The sequence below is a fragment of the Enterocloster citroniae genome, assembly GCF_040545455.1.
In the GTDB taxonomy this organism is placed as follows: Bacteria; Bacillota; Clostridia; order Lachnospirales; family Lachnospiraceae; genus Enterocloster; species Enterocloster citroniae.
The window spans coordinates 38559-55679 of record NZ_JBEPLZ010000028.1 but is presented as its reverse complement, the minus strand read 5'-3'; the positions used below and the strand labels follow the sequence as shown (position 1 = coordinate 55679).

The window sequence follows — 17121 nt, the reverse complement described above, 5'->3', positions numbered from 1 at the left end:
CTTGTCCGTCTATCTGATCTGTTCACCGGATCTGCCCTGTTTTAACCTCTTCTGCCGGTACATTTTCCTGTCCGCTGCTGCGACCATTTCTTCCGCTGCTGCAAACTGCCTGCTGTCCTCCACCCCATAGCTGATGGAGACCGGGCATCCGAACTCTCCTGCCGCCGCCATCTCCCCAAGCCTGATGTTGACACCCTCCATCCGGTCCGCTGCTTCTTCCGCCGAAATTCCTGTATAAAGTACCATAAACTCATCACCGCCATAACGGAACAGCAGATCCTGCTCCTTCCGGCAGGCATGGCGAAGCTGCTGAGTCACAGCCCGGATATAGCGGTCCCCTTCCTCATGGCTGTATGTATCGTTCATCCGCTTCAAACCATCCAGATCCGCAAAACAGAGGACAAATCCCAACCCCTGATCCATCATGGATGATATGGTCTCATCCGCCTGCTGCCGGTTATACAAACCTGTCAGCGGGTCATGGAATGCCTGATGGCGCAGCTGCGGTTCTATTTTCTCCCATGCCTCCAGCTTCTGCTTCACATCCCAGCTTTTCTCCTGATAGTCGGACAGTAAGCAGATCCTCCACGTGTACCAGACCGCCACACAGTACCCCACCATACTAAACAGGCAGGACTTTATGCTGAAGCCCTTCAGCACCCAGTCATTGGACGGCGCCGAGTAAAGGATCAGGTTCAGAAACAGGTAAAAGAAAAGCCCTGTCATCAACTCCAGCATAAATGAATGGTGCTGGGGATAGCGTAGGATCAGCTTAAGCCTTTTTATAAATACCGGCATGCTGAGAACCTGAAACACTATACCGGCAAACACGAAGCCAACAATAATGGGGATGCCCTTCAGGTTGCCTTCGTGGTAAATATGGTTGTCAAAATCCCGCAGCGGCTGGTTCATGATAATAGAAATAACAGACCGGAACAAGATATTGATGGCCAAACCAATTATGATTCCGGTCAGGGTGCCAAACAGAGAACACCGCCTGTCCTTATGTGTGTACCATTCTGTTTCAAAAAACAGGATCATGGCAAATACGGACCAATTTACGATCAAAACATATTCCATCGCACTGCAGAACACAAAAAACAGATAATTGATCATGTAACATATTAATACAAAACCCTTACGGATATGCGGCATCTCCTTCTGACGCTGCAAAAAAACAAAATACCGCCAGTTAAAATAGAAATAGGCCAGGGCCGATAAGACCGGAATCAGTATTATATAATCATCTGCCAACATCCTACCTCCTATCCTCTTCGCTGCTCTTTGTCATGGTACATGGCCAGATCCGCACGGCGAAGCAGTTGGGACATATCCTCACCGGCTCTGCCGGATGTACCCGCCACCCCAAAACTGAATGACAGGTTATGGCCGCAGCACTCCCTTCCGGATAACAGGCTCCGGATCTGATACAGCTTGTCCCGGGCATCTTCCTCGGAGCACCCGGGCAGCAGGGCAACAAATTCATCCCCGCCCACCCTGGCAAACACGTCATTCTCACGCAGCTGCGCCCGAAAAGAGTGGGCAAACTGTATAAGATACTCATCTCCGGCCTTGTGTCCCTTTTTATCATTTAGTTGTTTCAGCCGGTCCAGATCCAGAAACACAAGTGAAAAGGCAGCTTCCGCCTGAAGCAGTTGTTCCAGCTGTTCCATGAGATATTGACGGGAGAATACGCCGGTCAGGATATCCGTATCACGTCTGTTCTGAAGATCAGCCGCCTGCCGGGTCTGACGCGCCAGCTCCTGTTCCAGGGTCAGATACTGCTCTTCCAGATGCCTGACTTTCATGATGGAATAAAGATGCAGCAGGCACCGCAGGATAAAAAATTGTTTTAATGCAATGCCGGTTATGAGAAGGACCGGGAGCATGACCCACTCCTCTGTGCTCGTACATAAAAGACTGTCCAGGACCAAAAAAATGCTGCAGAACCAGAGAAACAGCATAAACGGGCCTTTTTCCGCACTTTCCGACTGTGAGCGGATCACCTGTAGGGCCTCTTTCTGCCATGGGATTAACAGATCAGCCCCAATGCGGACAGCGATCACTATGTATGTGATGAAAAGCCGCCAGAAGGGCTGGGCCAGCAGGGCGCTCATGGACACTCCCCCGGCCAGGGCGCAGAATGCAATAACAGTCATATGAATGGATATGGTCATGATATGAAGCAGGTTGACGGAGAAAAGTTCCTTTTCACGGCTATCCTGGGTGTGAAGCCACCGCAGGACATGACAGAAATACGCGATGATATAAAGCATCAGAAGATTGAGATTAAAAACACACCAAAAGGTATACAAAAGCGCACCGGGAAGGGCTGCCTTCAGCCAATTACCGGCCGTGGATTCCTGAGGATATCCCAGAGCCGTCATTGCATAAAGGGAGGTACGGCCATAGATAAAAAACATACAAATAGGAGGCAGCAATCCCCATCCAAAATAAACCTCAGACGACATCGACTCCCTCCCTTCGGCGATTCTCACTGTATGTAAGAGATAATACTCCGACTCTGTCCATAAGTGTGTTATACGAATTTTACCATAAGAATTACTTCCATGCAAACATTTCTTTACAAAAAAGGGGCTGTCCGGGCAATCCTTCTGCCGGCCGGCCTCCTTCTTATGCTACCCCGCATCGGATCAGCATGTTTGTAAAGAACTGATTCTTTTCCAGCACATCCTCTGAGAGTTTTTTTCCTTCCTCGGTCAGTTCAATATGATCACCGTCCAGCTCTATACAGCCCTTTTGGGCCAGTATCCTGACCGCATAGCTGATACTGGCTTTTGAATACCCCATATAATGGGCCAGATCAGAGGAACCCCTTGGATATCACTACGGACCTCTGCCCCCTGGGAAATACCGGTTCTACAAAAAGTTGACCAATGTTGATACCAATGAAGCAAGAATGGTATATACTGGATTTGAGGTGTTGGAATAGGCGGCTGATCCGGCCCTGAACATCACACGGTCAAAGACAGTCTCATCCATCCTTACTGCGCATGTGTTTCTATGGACCGTATCGCCTCTTCCCTGGTCATCAGCATATCCCTCTCATATCCCCGTCTGGCCTTGTCCCCGTCATAAACCTGATCCAGGGCCTGTTCATACTCCTTTTCCCCCATCCGTACTCCCTCCCATTCATACACATACACCAAATTCCCATTTGCATCAAACTCCCTTGGCGTATCCAGGGCACCGCGGTAACCGGAGGCGATCTGGGTCAGGCGGCCCTTCTCCATACGGTAGACCAGGTCATAATAGTAATCCATGTTTCCCTCTGAATTACACAAAAGTCCGCCTCTTTCAATATAAGAAAAATACAGCCTGTTCAGAGATGTTTCATTTATGCCATCATCCCCATAGCTGACAATGCTGCAGCCCATGGCTTCACAGCACCCCACTTTCACCAGCTCCGGTATCGTGTCATCATCTATATAGATCAGACTGTAACCATCCCACCCGTTATCATCCAGCTGCTGCAGATGGTCGATATACGCCTGCTTCCAACCGGACGTTGCCCGGGTATCTGACTGGGTGTCTGGCTGTGCATCTGCCTGGGCGTTCGGCTGTGCATCTGTCTGTGCATTACCGCGGCCCACTCCCATGAACCCCAGGATGGATCTGACCGTTTTCTCTGCAACAGCAGAATTGGCAGCATCCGTCACCCCTCTCTGCAGGGTAAATGAGCCCTGTGCATTTCCGCTGTAGATCCTTGCCTCTGAATACCCGGTTCCCATCTCCGCCCCGGACGCGGGTGTATAGCTGCATATGGTAATTATATCATCATAACCGTCATTGTTGTAATCGGGAAATGAGACGGCCTCCACACGGTTGAAGGACTCCTCTGCACGGATATTATCCCCATACATGCCCTCCAGGGTCTGGGTGACACGGCCGTCCTTTTGTATTTGAAACACAACGTCCGACTGGGGATCCCGGTCCATATCCGGCCCATAGGAAACAAAAGTCACCCGGCCGAGAGGAGCCAGGTCCAGTTCAAACGTCTGGTCCGGAATCTGCCTGCCGTCACCGCTATCTGTTCCACCAGCCGCTGTCCCTCCATTTAACGGACTGCCTTCCGGCTGGTCCTGCTGCCATGGGTCCTGCTGCCGGTCCTCCTGCTGTGTATTTATATTAATCTCCTGCTGTTGTTCTGCACTTGTATCCGTGTTCTCCGGCTGCTGTATCCCTTCCTCATGTCCGCAGCCGGCCAGCATACTGCATAATGCAATACTGAACAGCGTGGTCCGCCATCTTGTGATCCTGTGTTCCATCTTCCTTCCTCCCCTTCGGCGTCCTTCACGCCATGTATGTTTGTTGCATGTATCTTTTATTGTATGTACGTTCTGTATCATGATAGCATGGAAATGTATCAAAGTTGCATCACAAAATCGAAATATTTGATTGCCATTTTCTTACAAGTTTTTAAGTATTTTCTAAATAATACCGCAGACGCTAAACGAACCGGCCTGTTAATCTCCCCCTCTTGTAAAAGAGATGCTGGACCCCTTGTGAACAGTATGTTATACTTATTAACAATGAACATGCCTGAAAAACAAGACCTGATCATGAAATGAACATATCAAATCAGAAAGACAGCTTTGGCTGCAGAAGGCAATTTTTATGAAGCGATTTTTCAAAGGCGGGCTTATCTCTTTATTCTTATTACTCTTTCTCTTCAGCGGGGTTACGATCCACACTCTGCTCCAATCCCAGACCAACGGACGGCTTATTAATTATGTGGGTATTGTCCGCGGTGCCAGCCAGCGGCTCATCAAACTGGAGATTTCCGATCAGCCCAGTGATGAGATGATCGAATATCTGGACGGCATCCTTTCGGAACTGCAGGGCGGGGAGGCAGTATACGGCCTTCCGGACCCCGGTGATCCTGCCTATCAGATGGAGCTGGCAGATCTGGAGCTGATGTGGACTCAGATCAAGGCCGAGATCGCCGCCAACCGCAGCGGGTCCGGCGACAGCACAAAGCTCCTTGCTCTAAGCGAGGATTTTTTTGAGCAGGCCAACCGCACGGTCTTTTCCGCGGACGCGTATTCGGCACGGCAAATGCGGTTCCTATTAAGCGTATGTCTTGTAATGATCGGGATCATGTCCCTTACCTGGATCTTTATCTTTTGGGCAAACTCCAAGAATCTGCTGAAACTTGAGGTCCAGAACAAAAAACTCAGTGATCTGGCCCAGCGGGATGCCCTTACCGGTGTCTATCTGATGAACGCCTTCAAGGAAAAGGCGCAGCTGCTCCTGGACAGTCTGCCGGACAAGTTTGCCATTGTCTATACGGATTTTTCAGACTTCAAATATATTAATGATGTGTTTGGATATGATTACGGAGATCTCCTGCTGTCCGAGTACGGAGCAATCCTGCAAAAAGGACTGCGTGAACATGAATTATGCGGCCGCGTATCGGCGGACAACTTTGTGCTCCTTCTCCATTATAAAGATAAAAGTGAGATTGGAAAGCGCCAGTCAGAGGCAGATTTGGAGATCCTTCAATACATGAGCACGCTTCATGACGGCCAGCTGCTGCCCACCAGCTGCGGCATATGCTGTGTGGAAGATGTTGTTGAGACGCTGAATATCGATGGGCTGTTAGACCGGGCCAACTTTGCAAGAAAAACAGTCAAAACCGGCGCCAATCAGAATTACGCTTATTATGATGAAAGCATTCGCAGCCATCTTTGGGAAGAAAAGGATATTGAAAACAGGATGCTGACCGCCATTGAAAACCGGGAATTTACTGTCTACTACCAGCCAAAGGTGGACCTTGCAACCGGTAAGATCGGCTGCTCCGAGGCTCTGGTCCGCTGGCAGTCCCAGTCCGGAACCATCATTGCACCGGACCGTTTTATTCCTGTGTTTGAGAGAAAATATATGATCGACAGACTGGACCAGTATGTGTACGAGAATGTATGCCGATGGCTCCGAAGCCTGCTGGATTCAGGAATACAGGCACTTCCTGTATCCGTGAACGTGTCACGGCTTCAATTTTATGACCAGCATTTTGTTGATAAATACATAAGCATCCGTGACAAGTATTCCATCCCGCCCCAGCTTCTGGAAATTGAATTCACGGAATCCATGGTCTTTGACAACTCCGCCCTGCTCCTGCAAACCGTCAAGCGGCTCAAGGACGCCGGCTTCTCCTGCTCCATTGATGACTTTGGAAAGGGTTATTCCTCCCTGGGACTTTTGAAAAACCTGCCCATCGATGTACTGAAGATCGATAGTTTCTTTTTTGAGGAAGGTCCGGATCAAAGCCGTGATCTTGCGCTGGTTGAAAGCATTGTATCACTGGTGAAAAAATTTAATATCCGGACCGTTGCCGAAGGGATCGAATCCATGGAACAGGTTGAATTTTTAAAAGGGATCGGCTGCGATTACATCCAGGGTTATGTGTTCTACCGCCCCATGCCCCAGCAGGAATATGAAGCGCTTCTTTCTGATCCTGTTTCATAGTAAAATCCTCCTGAAGATCCCCTGTTATAATGTCCACCCGGACGACTTCTGCCGGATGGTCCAAAAATGCCGATAGATTCCCGGCTTTGTTATTAACTCGTCATGGGAGCCCTGCTGAACGATCCTTCCACCGTCAACAACCAGGATCTGGCCGGCATTCCGGATTGTTGCAAGACGGTGGGCGATCACGATCCTGGTTTTCCCCTGGGTCAGCTCCTCGATGGCCAGCTGGATATCCCGCTCATTCTCCGGGTCAATGCTGGCTGTGGCTTCATCCAGAATCACAATTGGCGCATCCTTTAGAATAGCGCGGGCAATTGAAATACGCTGCTTTTCTCCTCCTGAAAGGCTGGAACCTCCCTCTCCGATCACGGTGTCATAGCCCTGTGGAAGCTTTGTGATAAAGCCATGGCAGCAGGCACGCTTTGCCGCTTCCTCCACCTGTTCACAGGAAGCGTCCTGCCTGCCAAACCGGATATTATTATAGATGGTATCGTTAAAGAGATAAACCTTCTGAAAGACCATGCTGATGTTGCAAAGCAGGCTGTCACAGGTCATTTCCTTCACATTGACACCGCCTACCAGCACCTCACCCTTCTGCACATCCCAAAAACGGGCAATTAGATTGCACAGGGTTGTCTTCCCGCTGCCGGAAGGCCCTACAATGGCGGTCATGGTCCCTTGGGGGATCGTAAAGCTGACGTCATGGATCACCTCCCGCTGTCCATAGGAAAATGAGGCGTGGTTCAGTTCAATGTCATAACGATCCAGATCCACATCTCTTCCATCCTCATCAATGACAGCCACATCCTTGATGGCCTCGATACGGTCCAGAGACGCATCCATCATGCGGACCTGGACCGTCACGCTTCCCATATTTTCGATGGAAGAGAAAATTGTAAAAGAGGCGATCAAAAGCAGGAACATGACGGGATAGGTCATACTGCCGCCAAGGGCGAAATACGGAGCGGCCACCAGGATCATACAGCTTGCAATCTTAAACATAAAATCATAGGCAGCCACTATGGGGATCAGTGTCTTTTCCATTTTGAAATTTGCCAGACGGCTTTCCTCAAAGGCTTCATGTACCCGCTTGGAACTGGTCCGGGTCATGTGAAAGGCTTTGACCACCGCCATCCCCTGTATGTACTCCAGCACGGCCGATACCAGTCCGGCCTGGGCAGCCTGGCGTTTTGGGGCCAGCTCCTTCCCCCGTTTCTGCAAATACCGGTACAGGAAGGCTGAAATAAGAATGGCCAGGATGAAAATCAGCCCAATGCGCCAGTCAAAGCGCAGCATGACCAGACTATACAGCACAACAGCGATATATCCGTTTACCACCTTATCCAGCAGATGCATGGAGTACATTTCCACAAAGGTCATATCCGTTGTGACAGCAGAGGTGATCTCCCCTAAATGATTATCATTAAAATACCCCATAGGCACCCGCTTCAGCATATCCCCGATGAGAAGACGCTGTTTGGCGAAAATCTCATAACCGGTACCGCTTTGGTACCGGGACAAGAGATAGCGGAACACCGTCCGCCCGGCCACACCTGTGATGAGAAGGAACAGACATTGCCCTATGACCGACAGTTGTATCATATCACTGCCCTGTCCCGCCCGGTCGGTCTCCTGGAGGACCAAAAATACTGCAATGAGAGGAAGGGCGCTGAATATCGATTCCAGAAATCCAAACAGGAATCCCAGCTTGATCTTAAAGGCATCCCTACCTGCCAGTTTTAAAAGACGCTTTATGATCCGGATCATACTCCTCCTTCCTGCTGCCCATACCCCAACGCATAGAATCCATGTGTGACCTCCACAAGCGCTGATACAGCGGGCATTCTTCCATCAATTTTTTATGGGTTCCAGACGCCTCGATCCGGCCGCTGTCCACCACAAGGATCTGGTCTGCGTTTACGATGGTAGACAGGCGGTGGGCAATAACGATCAAAGTCTTTCCCCGGGTCAATGACGAGATAGAGGATTGGATCTTATCTTCATTCTCCGGGTCCGTGAAAGCCGTGGCCTCATCCAGTATAACTACAGGTGCATTTTTTAAGATTGCCCTTGCAATGGCGATCCGCTGACGTTCCCCTCCTGAAAGCTGGCCGCCTGCATCTCCGGCCAGGGTATCATAGCCGTGCTCCAGTTTTTCGATAAATTCATGACAGCAGGCTTTTTTTGCAGCCTCTTTTACTTCCTGAACGGTGGCTCCCGGCCTGCCGATGCGGATATTTTCCAAAATGGAAATGTTGAACAGATAGTTATCCTGGGATACGTAACTGATATGATCCATCAGAATATCCTGGGGGATATCCCGGATGTTCGTTCCTCCCAGCAGGATCTCGCCTGAGCCGGAATCCCAAAAGCGTACCATGAGTTTGGCAATGGTGGATTTGCCTGAGCCGGAAGGTCCTGCCAGCGCTGTCATCTGCCCCTCCTTTGCAGTGAAGGATACATCCTGCAATACCTGTGCTTTATCGTAGGCAAATCCCACATTTTTAAATTCAAAGGAATATCCATCCGGCTGTCCCGCCTTCTTAGGCCGGGACAGTTCCTCCGCGGACAAAAGCCCCTGTACCATTGCTTCCGTCTGCTCCATGACCGCAAAGTTGTCCAGAAACTCCACCACTTTGATCAGCGGCGGCACAAGCCCCAGGGACAGAATTATACAAACGATATACACAGGCAGTTCCAGCGTCCCATTTCTGTAGAATACGGCACCTGCGGGCAGGACAGTCAGCAGAACGGAAGGCATGATGGAATAGGCCGCGGAACTGAACATCCAGGAGCGCTTATACCATTCCAGTGTATAGTCCCTGTAACCGTTCACCGCATCGGCATATTTCTCGTAAGAGGAAGTGGATTGGCCGAACGCTTTGATCACCTCAATGCCGTTCACATATTCAATGACAGTGGAATTAAGCGTCTCGCAAGCCTCCATGTACTTGGAAAAGCGGACTTCGTAATTGCTCATCATCCGTTTAAAGCACAGCAGACCCAGCACCACAGTTGTAACGGAACAAAGAGCCAGACGCGGGTCCAGTGTCAGCATATAGATCAATACAGCAACGGGGATCAGCAGGTTGGATGTAAATTCCGGCAGCATATGGGCAATGGGAAACTCCACCCGTTCCACTTCGTCCACCAGGATGTCCTTGTACTGTCCGGAGGATCTGCCCATGACCGTACCCATGGGCATACAAATCAGCTTTTCGGCAATGGCACTTCGGATGTTCTTTAAAACCGCAAACGCAGTTTGATGGGATAACACCGTAGCTGTACTGAACAGCAGCCTGTGCAGGGCATATCCCCCTAATGCGATTGCCGCCATCCCTGCAATACGCCCCATCTCAGCCTCGTTTTGCAAGAACAGGATGATGATACGGGACACGGCAAAATAGGGGATCAGGCCGCATGCCACGCTCAGGACCGCAAGAGTGACAGAACCGATCATAGCCCCCTTATATTCTCCGATAAATCCAAATATGCCTGACAGCCAGTTTTGCTTTTTTTCCGTCAAGATCATTTCCTCTTTTCTATTATATTTGGTTAGTATTCACTAACTATTATACAAAAATAAAAAGATGAAAATCCCCCCGTATCTGTTTTTTTTATACCCCCAAACGCCAAATATCATTCAATTAATGTTTGAATGATTTCATGTACATGCTGGGGGTTCGGCCGAATTTCTTTTGGAACGCTTCGCTGAAATGGCTGATATTACTGTATCCAACCAGGCTGGCGACCTCCTTTACCTGATCATTCCCATCGGCAAGCAGTTCCCGTGCTTTCTCCATTCTGCACTCTAACACATACTGATAAATGGTCATGCCATATTGCTGTTGAAAACATTTCCGCAGCTTTGACTCGCTCATAAAACTCATCTTTGCAAGTTCTGCAATAGTCATCGGCTCCGCATATGTTTCATCAATTATTTTCCTGATTCTGGCCAGGGCGGCGAGGTCTGATATGGACATTTGTTTTTGGACCGTAAGTAAATCCTGCTCCAGGATTACTTCATTGGCAAATGCAGCAACGAGTTCCAGTATTTTTCCTTCCAGATACAGGAATCTCAGCCTGTCAATATAATTGCAGCAAAGGATCTGGTGCAGGAGAGCCTCCACTGTTTTGGTCATTTTGTATTTGGGAAGTTTATGTGCAGGCATTTCAGGAGATACGGCCGCCTTCTTTTCCAGCAAATGATCCGTCACTACCCCGAATCGGTCCGGGTGCAGGTTCAGACCAATTCCAATATACCGCAGTCCTGCTTCATAATAATTCTCCACCTCATATCTGCCATTCTCATATACACAGCAATCACCTCTTTCCAATAAGGCAGATCCCTGTGTGCCCGGCTTTCCCCATTCCAGAATATCAGAAATACAAAAAGAGATGGAAAAAGACTCCCTGTTTGTCTGTTCCTTTAAAACAGTCCTCTTGCGGAAGGTTACATCACTCACATACATTTCTACATTTTTACACGGGGAAATGTAACGAAAGTAACCTGCCCCCATATCCGGAGACAGTGAAATAATCTGATCCTTCATTTTCCCGCAAAACTGCTGTGTCATAGGAGCACAGATATCCCGGTAAATGGATCGGTCTTGAAAAAGTTTATATTGTGTTGTCGGCAAGATATGACCACCCTTTCCATAAGCATAAAACCATTTCAGTTAGCTTTGGCTAATGCTTTTATTATACCATGGTCAGATGGCCCGCTCAAGTTATTTCTCAGATTGCAGAGCATGTTAATAACCCTTTCCAAAGCCTGCAAACCGGGATTTATAACCGCCACCATACAGTATCATTTCTGGCATATTCTTTGAAACCGCATCTTGTTAGAATTCTTTGCGATGAAGCGCCGTCAACATCTGTTTCAGCAATAATGTGCTTGACTTTGTCCTGCTGCAAAGCCCAATTACAAAACGCCTGAACCGTTTCTGTCATATAACCGTTATGCTCAAATTCACGCCCTAAGCCATAGCCTATTTCAACTTCTCCGTCACTATTAGGAACGTCCTTAAAATCAACCGATCCAACTACACAATGATCCGTCTTTTTAATAATAAACCAAAAAGTGTGCCATAGGTAATTGTCCGGATCCTTTTTAGCTTTTTCTGCTTGTCCGCATACAATCTCACGAAATAAGCCCTCCATTGGCTCCGCCTTGTATGAGCATAGCAGTTCCTTTTCAAGTTCTCCAATGCTATGCGTCCATAGTTCAAGCTGCTCTGGGGTAAGTGCAATAATATTAAGCCGCTCTGTTTCGATTCTCATTATTATCCCTTCAATAAATTCAATTTGTCGTGTATGCCCTATTTGCCTAATGCGTATAGATGCATAACCAGCTTTTCTCATTCTAATATTAGCGCATGGAAATGTCAATCAGCTCATTTCATCTCATTACTTCATTCTTCTGTTCACAATCCTGTCTGGTCGCTTAGACACCATCTTGCCTCCCCCTCTATCCCCAAAAAAGGATCCGCCGCACCAATCTGGTACAGCAGACCCTCTCTCTTCCGTTCAATTATCAGTTTCTGGAATCCCTTACTTTTAAACCGGTCTGGTCACATAATTTTTATCCAGATAGATCTGGCAGGAACCTCCGTACCGCCCCTGGGTGAACTTTGTGGCGCGTATGGAATGGGGCAGGCCGGCCGGGATGTACACTGCACAGGGGGATGTGAGATCATAGGTATCATTTCCCAGTGTGATCTGGAATTCCACAACATCCTCATCCCCCAGGATCAGATACATCTCATCCCCTTCGTGGGTATGCGGATTGGCCTTCGGCCCTGTACCGGCTTCCACGATCTTCACCTGGCGCTCGGTCGCCAGAAACAGGGTTGGGCATACCCAGGCATTGGCCTCCGGCACCAGATCTCCGTTCATCAGGATTGGAAAGCCTTTGTCCCCCACGGAACCTTCGTGGTCCGGAAGACTCTTCACCCACTGGATGTCGCCTACGATCAGATGTTCCGTATTCTCAATCCGTATCGGATGCTCGGGTACCGGCTTTGTCACGTAATCCCTGGAAAGGTAGATCTGACAGGATCCCCCGTAGGTCCCCTCGGTAAAACGTGTGGGACGGATGGAATGTGGAAGCCCCGCCGGGATATAGACCGCACTGGGTGATTCCAGGTAATAGGTGTCGTCCCCCAGCGTAATGCAGAATTCCACAGCCCCTTTTTCTCCCAGGATCAGATACATCTCATCCCCTTCATGGATATGCGGGTTGGCCTTTGCGCCTGTGCCCGAAGCCACGATCTCCGACTGGCGCCCGGTGATCTGGAATACGGTTGGGCACACCCAGGCATTGGCCTCCGGCACCAGTTCCCCGTTCATCAGAATGTGAAATCCTTTCCCTCCCACAGAACCTTCATGATCCGGCAGGGAATCCACCCAGCGTATACCTTTTATGATCAAATGCTCATACTGTTTTTTCATTCCTGTTTTCCCCCTTTATATATTCCTTGCCACTTCATATGCATCCCATATGGCGTACATGATATTGTGAACCCGGCTGGAATCCCCCACATTGTAAAGTTCCCGGTCCATGTTCTTCACTGCCTCATACAGCCGGTTCTCGGACCGGTATCCCACGGCTGAGATCACTGTGTCTGCTTCCAGCTGTGTTATTCCACCCTCCTGCTCTACTGACGCAATACGGTCATGGATGGAGGTAACCCGGGCGTTCTTTAAAATCTTTACCCCATGATACTTCAGAAGATCCAGGAGCATGGAATAGTTCATAAACGGCAGGGCCTTGGGTCCGCCCAGAATCTCCGGAAGCATCTCCACCACGGTCACCTTTTTCCCCTGCTTTGCAAGCCACAGTCCTGTCTCGCATCCTACCAGGCCGCCGCCGATCATGACCACATGTTCTCCCGGGACCACACGGCCCATCAGCACCTCATCCGCCGTCACGGCCGCGGACAGTTCTTCCCGGCAAAGCCGTATGGGAACGGACCCGGTTGCGATGACCACCACATCTGCCGGAAACCGCTCCACTTCCCCGGCATTCATCTCCTGTCCCAGACGCACCTCTGCGCCGGCCAGCTCCAGCTGCCGTTCATACCAGCGCACCAGCTGATGGTCATAGCGCTTAAATTCCGGCATGCCGCCGGGGATCAGGTTGCCGCCCAGACAGCCGGACTTTTCACACAGGATCACTTTGTGCCCTCTTGCGGCGGCTACCCGGGCGCACTCACAGCCAGCCACGCCTCCGCCCACGATCAGGACGGTTTTCTTTCTGGCCCCGGGGGTGATCCCATAAATCATCTCACGCCCGCAGGCGGGATTCACCGCGCAGGACACAGGAGCCTTGGAAATTCTTCCCAGACATCCTTCATGGCATCCCAGGCAGGGCCGTACCTCGTCCAGACGGCCTCTGCGCAGCTTCTCCGGGTAATCCGGGTCGGCCAGAAGCTGGCGGCCGTATTCCACGATATCGCAGGATTTTCCCAATGCCTCCACGGCAATATCCGGGTTCTCCATCCGGCCCGCCAGGATGATGGGTACATCCACCTCTTTTTTCAGGATCTCACCAAATGGCCGGTACATTCCTTCCTCCTCAAAATACATGGGCGGATGGTTCCAGTACCAGGAATCATAAGTTCCGGCATCTACATTCAGAGCATCGTAACCGGCGGATACCAGGAACTTTGCCGCCTGGATCCCCTCATCTATATCCCGCCCGGCCTCATCATAGACTTCACCCGGAAGGGCTCCCTGACGCAGCCCCTTCATGCAGCTCTTTAAACTGAAGCGCAGGGACACGGGGAAATCCTGACCGCAGGCATGCTTGATCCCGCGGACAATATCCGTGGCAAAGCGCAGACGGTTCTCCAGGCTTCCGCCGTACTCATCCTCCCGATGGTTATAGAGAGCGATGGCGAACTGGTCCAACAGGTATCCCTCGTGGACCGCATGGATCTCCACGCCGTCAAATCCTGCCCGCTTGGCGATGACAGCGCCTTTTATAAAATCGTTTGTATACTGCCGGATTTCCTCCCTGGTCATCTCACGATGGATGAGAGACGGATCAAACCGGTTCTCCTGGGCGGACGGCGCAATACAGTTTTGAACCATGCCGGGCATGGTACTCCTTCCTGCATTAGCAGTCATCTGCAAAAAGATCTTGGCCCCATAGGCGTGGATCCTGTCATTCATCTGGTTCCCGTTATGTACAAATGCCTTGGGGTTCTTGGTTACGCACGGAATACCCGGTGAGCCAATGCCCTCTACATCCACATTCACGGTACAGACACCTGTAATGATCAGACCGATGCCGCCTTTCGCCCGCTCCACATAGTAATCCTGGAGTCTCTGGTTAAAGGCAAAATGTGGGTCCGCATAGCCGATGGGCCCCATGGGAGCCATGGCCATCTTGTTCTTCAGCTTACATTTGCCAATATACGCTGGTTCAAATAAAGCCTCATACGTGGTTTTCATTTTACTGTCTCCTTTCACATATCATTGTTCGCCGAACACGTTATCTGAAATGAAGTTTAACAGACTGACAGGAAAATGTCAACGCTCTTCTCTTGTTTTTTTCAACTTTTTATACTAGAATAATCCATAAGCGTCTGACGCCCACAAGGAAGATGGAGGATGGAACATGGAAATGACCAACCGGCAGAAACAAGCCATGACAACAAAACGAAAATTATTGTACACCGCATATGAGCTGATCCGCGAGGAGGGCTACCCTGCCCTGACCATCCGCAGGCTCTGTGAAAAAAGCGGCGTTTCCACCGGAGCATTTTACCACCATTACTCGTCCAAGGAGGATCTGATCGCCCAGGGCTTTGCATCCTATGATGAGGGCCTGAGCGAATTTTTAAACTCATACCATGAAAAGGACCCGGTCAAGGCCATCCGCCACATTGTGCTGAGCCTGAATCAGTACATATTTGACAACGGGGCGCAATTTGCCAAAGAGCTTTATATCTCCCAGCTTTCCATCAGGGACAATTATATTACCAAAAAAAGCCGTTCCTACTATCAGGCGGTCCTGGGATTTGTGAGGCAGGCTGTGGATGAGGGACTTATCACCCCGCCCGCCCAGGCCACGGGTTCCGGCTGCGGCAGCATTTCCATGGATTCTGAAGAGATCACGGATTTTTTGCTTCGGATCGGCCGCGGAACCATTCTGGACTGGTGTCTCCATGACTACACCTATGACCTGATGGAACAGTCTGCAAAGGATCTGGACTTTATTCTAAATCAACTCACGGCCGGTTCACTGTAAGACTGGTCCAAAGGTCCCGCGGCACTGGTAAAAGCGTTTGAGCTGCCCGCTCCATGGACAAACAAAGGCCGGGATACACAAGGGGATCATAAATCCGCCTGTATATCCCGGCCTTTTGCATAGACCGTTTTATGGCTGACAGTCCTGTCAATGCGGCTTGTCAATGCGCCTTATCCACCACGACTCCTGGTTCATATTCCGGCTGTCCGGTACAAAAGACCCAGTTGACATAGGGCATACTGATATAGCCGTACATTAGCAAAAGGAGGCATATCCCCAACACTGTTTTGCGCGAACGGGCAGGGCGGGCGATCAATAAAACCGGGATCATAAGGATCAGGGCTGCAAAGGGGAAATTGATATGTGTCTCCTTCCAATGTTTTGTGGCCGTCTTCGGAACCTCAAATACAATGATCCGGTAAAATAAAAGATATGTAATATAAAAGGCAAGGGGACAGAATATGTATACCAGACCTTCTTGTCTTATATCAAATAACTGCCATGCCGCCACCGCAAGCACAACTCCGGCGATATTCATCAGTTTCAACATCAGCCTTACACGCCTGATCCATAACGGTGATTGATAAAAACGCGGGTGTTTTGCCCAAATCCTTTCAGTCACTTCGCCCTGGTCCTGTTTTACAGTCACCTTTCCCTCACGGATGGATACATCCTGCAGTGTAATGGGGATTCCTCTCATCTCAAAGAATTTCAGCAGTTCAGCGCTGCAGCTTATAATACAGCAGTAAAAGCAAACCGCCGGCAAAGAAACCCGCGGCCATTATATAGCCAAACAAAACTGTCTCATTTCCATTTAGGTCAGAATAGATAATAATAGGTAAAAAGATAAAGGCAGCCGCAAACATCAGAACGGCTATGAGTATCAGTGGCTTATTTCCACGAACAATGATCGTATCCATTCCGGTCATCCTTTTTTATGGACAGGACTTCTGGGGTAAAAACCCTGGAGGTCCTGTCCTTATTCACTATTAGTAGTTTACCACTATTTTATATAAACAACAAGTTACGCCAGGGTAATGATATCCATATTCCGTAAAATAATAATGGCATCCATCATCCCCGCCCAATATGCAAGGGATGTTTTCTCCATATTCATCCCATCCCTCTCTGCCAGCAGTTGATCGATCACTATCTTTATATCCGGATCCAGATTTAATGCATCATAGATCCGTTCCATGGAACAGGCTGACTTTGACAATTTCCTGTATGCTGCGTCCTCACTCAGCAGTCCTTCAATCGTCCTCTCCATCCGTTTATCTGCGATCACCTTCAGCACATCCATCAATTCATCATTCATTTATGTTTATTTTTTCCCTCCATCAATACACTTTTATTAATAATGCCCATTG

The 17121-nt window shown here is 49.5% G+C and carries 15 protein-coding genes; 2 read left to right on the top strand and 13 right to left on the bottom strand.

The features are described 5' to 3' along the window. Window positions 1–9: 9 nt before the first annotated feature. From ABID13_RS24645 to ABID13_RS24630, 4 genes are all read right to left on the bottom strand, one after another. Window positions 10–1257 (bottom strand): GGDEF domain-containing protein, encoded by a 1248-nt coding sequence (locus ABID13_RS24645; protein WP_007870870.1) that lies wholly within the window; start codon window positions 1255–1257, stop codon window positions 10–12. A gap of 8 nt (window positions 1258–1265) precedes the next feature. Further along, complete coding sequence (locus ABID13_RS24640; RefSeq protein ID WP_048930382.1) at window positions 1266–2471, bottom strand: GGDEF domain-containing protein; 1206 nt, start codon at window positions 2469–2471, stop codon at window positions 1266–1268. Between the two features lie 163 nt (window positions 2472–2634). Then, window positions 2635–2811 carry a helix-turn-helix domain-containing protein gene (locus ABID13_RS24635; RefSeq protein ID WP_156200125.1) on the bottom strand — a complete coding sequence of 59 codons (177 nt, stop codon included), beginning with the start codon at window positions 2809–2811 and terminating at the stop codon, window positions 2635–2637. Window positions 2812–3005: 194 nt separating this feature from the next. Next, complete coding sequence (locus tag ABID13_RS24630) at window positions 3006–4289, bottom strand: hypothetical protein (protein WP_048930381.1); 1284 nt, start codon at window positions 4287–4289, stop codon at window positions 3006–3008. A 349-nt stretch (window positions 4290–4638) separates the two neighbouring features. Between ABID13_RS24630 and ABID13_RS24625 the strand changes: the two genes are divergently transcribed. Then, window positions 4639–6489, top strand: a complete 1851-nt coding sequence (locus tag ABID13_RS24625) for a putative bifunctional diguanylate cyclase/phosphodiesterase (protein WP_048930380.1) — start codon at window positions 4639–4641, stop codon at window positions 6487–6489. Window positions 6490–6513: 24 nt separating this feature from the next. Here the strand turns inward: ABID13_RS24625 and ABID13_RS24620 are convergent, their stop codons facing one another. From ABID13_RS24620 to ABID13_RS24595, 6 genes are all read right to left on the bottom strand, one after another. Then, window positions 6514–8259, bottom strand: coding sequence for an ABC transporter ATP-binding protein (locus ABID13_RS24620; protein WP_048930379.1), 1746 nt, complete (start codon window positions 8257–8259; stop codon window positions 6514–6516). Continuing rightward, window positions 8219–10024 (bottom strand): ABC transporter ATP-binding protein, encoded by a 1806-nt coding sequence (locus ABID13_RS24615; protein ID WP_048930378.1) that lies wholly within the window; start codon window positions 10022–10024, stop codon window positions 8219–8221. The genes ABID13_RS24620 and ABID13_RS24615 overlap by 41 nt, the downstream gene beginning before the upstream one ends. A 115-nt stretch (window positions 10025–10139) precedes the next feature. Continuing rightward, a complete protein-coding gene (locus ABID13_RS24610; RefSeq protein WP_048930377.1) occupies window positions 10140–11069 on the bottom strand; it encodes a helix-turn-helix domain-containing protein in 930 nt (309 codons plus the stop codon). A gap of 211 nt (window positions 11070–11280) precedes the next feature. Beyond that, window positions 11281–11775 (bottom strand): GNAT family N-acetyltransferase, encoded by a 495-nt coding sequence (locus tag ABID13_RS24605; RefSeq protein WP_048930376.1) that lies wholly within the window; start codon window positions 11773–11775, stop codon window positions 11281–11283. A gap of 276 nt (window positions 11776–12051) precedes the next feature. Then, window positions 12052–12945 carry a cupin domain-containing protein gene (locus tag ABID13_RS24600; protein WP_048930375.1) on the bottom strand — a complete coding sequence of 298 codons (894 nt, stop codon included), beginning with the start codon at window positions 12943–12945 and terminating at the stop codon, window positions 12052–12054. 15 nt (window positions 12946–12960) lie between these two features. Beyond that, window positions 12961–14952, bottom strand: coding sequence for an oxidoreductase (locus ABID13_RS24595; RefSeq protein WP_048930374.1), 1992 nt, complete (start codon window positions 14950–14952; stop codon window positions 12961–12963). A 166-nt stretch (window positions 14953–15118) separates the two neighbouring features. Between ABID13_RS24595 and ABID13_RS24590 the strand changes: the two genes are divergently transcribed. Beyond that, window positions 15119–15751 carry a TetR/AcrR family transcriptional regulator gene (locus ABID13_RS24590; protein ID WP_048930373.1) on the top strand — a complete coding sequence of 211 codons (633 nt, stop codon included), beginning with the start codon at window positions 15119–15121 and terminating at the stop codon, window positions 15749–15751. Window positions 15752–15911: 160 nt separating this feature from the next. Here ABID13_RS24590 and ABID13_RS24585 read toward each other — a convergent pair whose 3' ends face one another. The 3 genes from ABID13_RS24585 to ABID13_RS24575 form a co-directional block, all read right to left on the bottom strand. After that, a complete protein-coding gene (locus ABID13_RS24585; RefSeq protein ID WP_147329421.1) occupies window positions 15912–16301 on the bottom strand; it encodes a hypothetical protein in 390 nt (129 codons plus the stop codon). Between the two features lie 169 nt (window positions 16302–16470). Further along, window positions 16471–16671, bottom strand: coding sequence for a hypothetical protein (locus ABID13_RS24580; protein WP_048930371.1), 201 nt, complete (start codon window positions 16669–16671; stop codon window positions 16471–16473). A 104-nt stretch (window positions 16672–16775) separates the two neighbouring features. Further along, window positions 16776–17069, bottom strand: coding sequence for a hypothetical protein (locus ABID13_RS24575; protein WP_048930370.1), 294 nt, complete (start codon window positions 17067–17069; stop codon window positions 16776–16778). Window positions 17070–17121 lie beyond the last annotated feature (52 nt).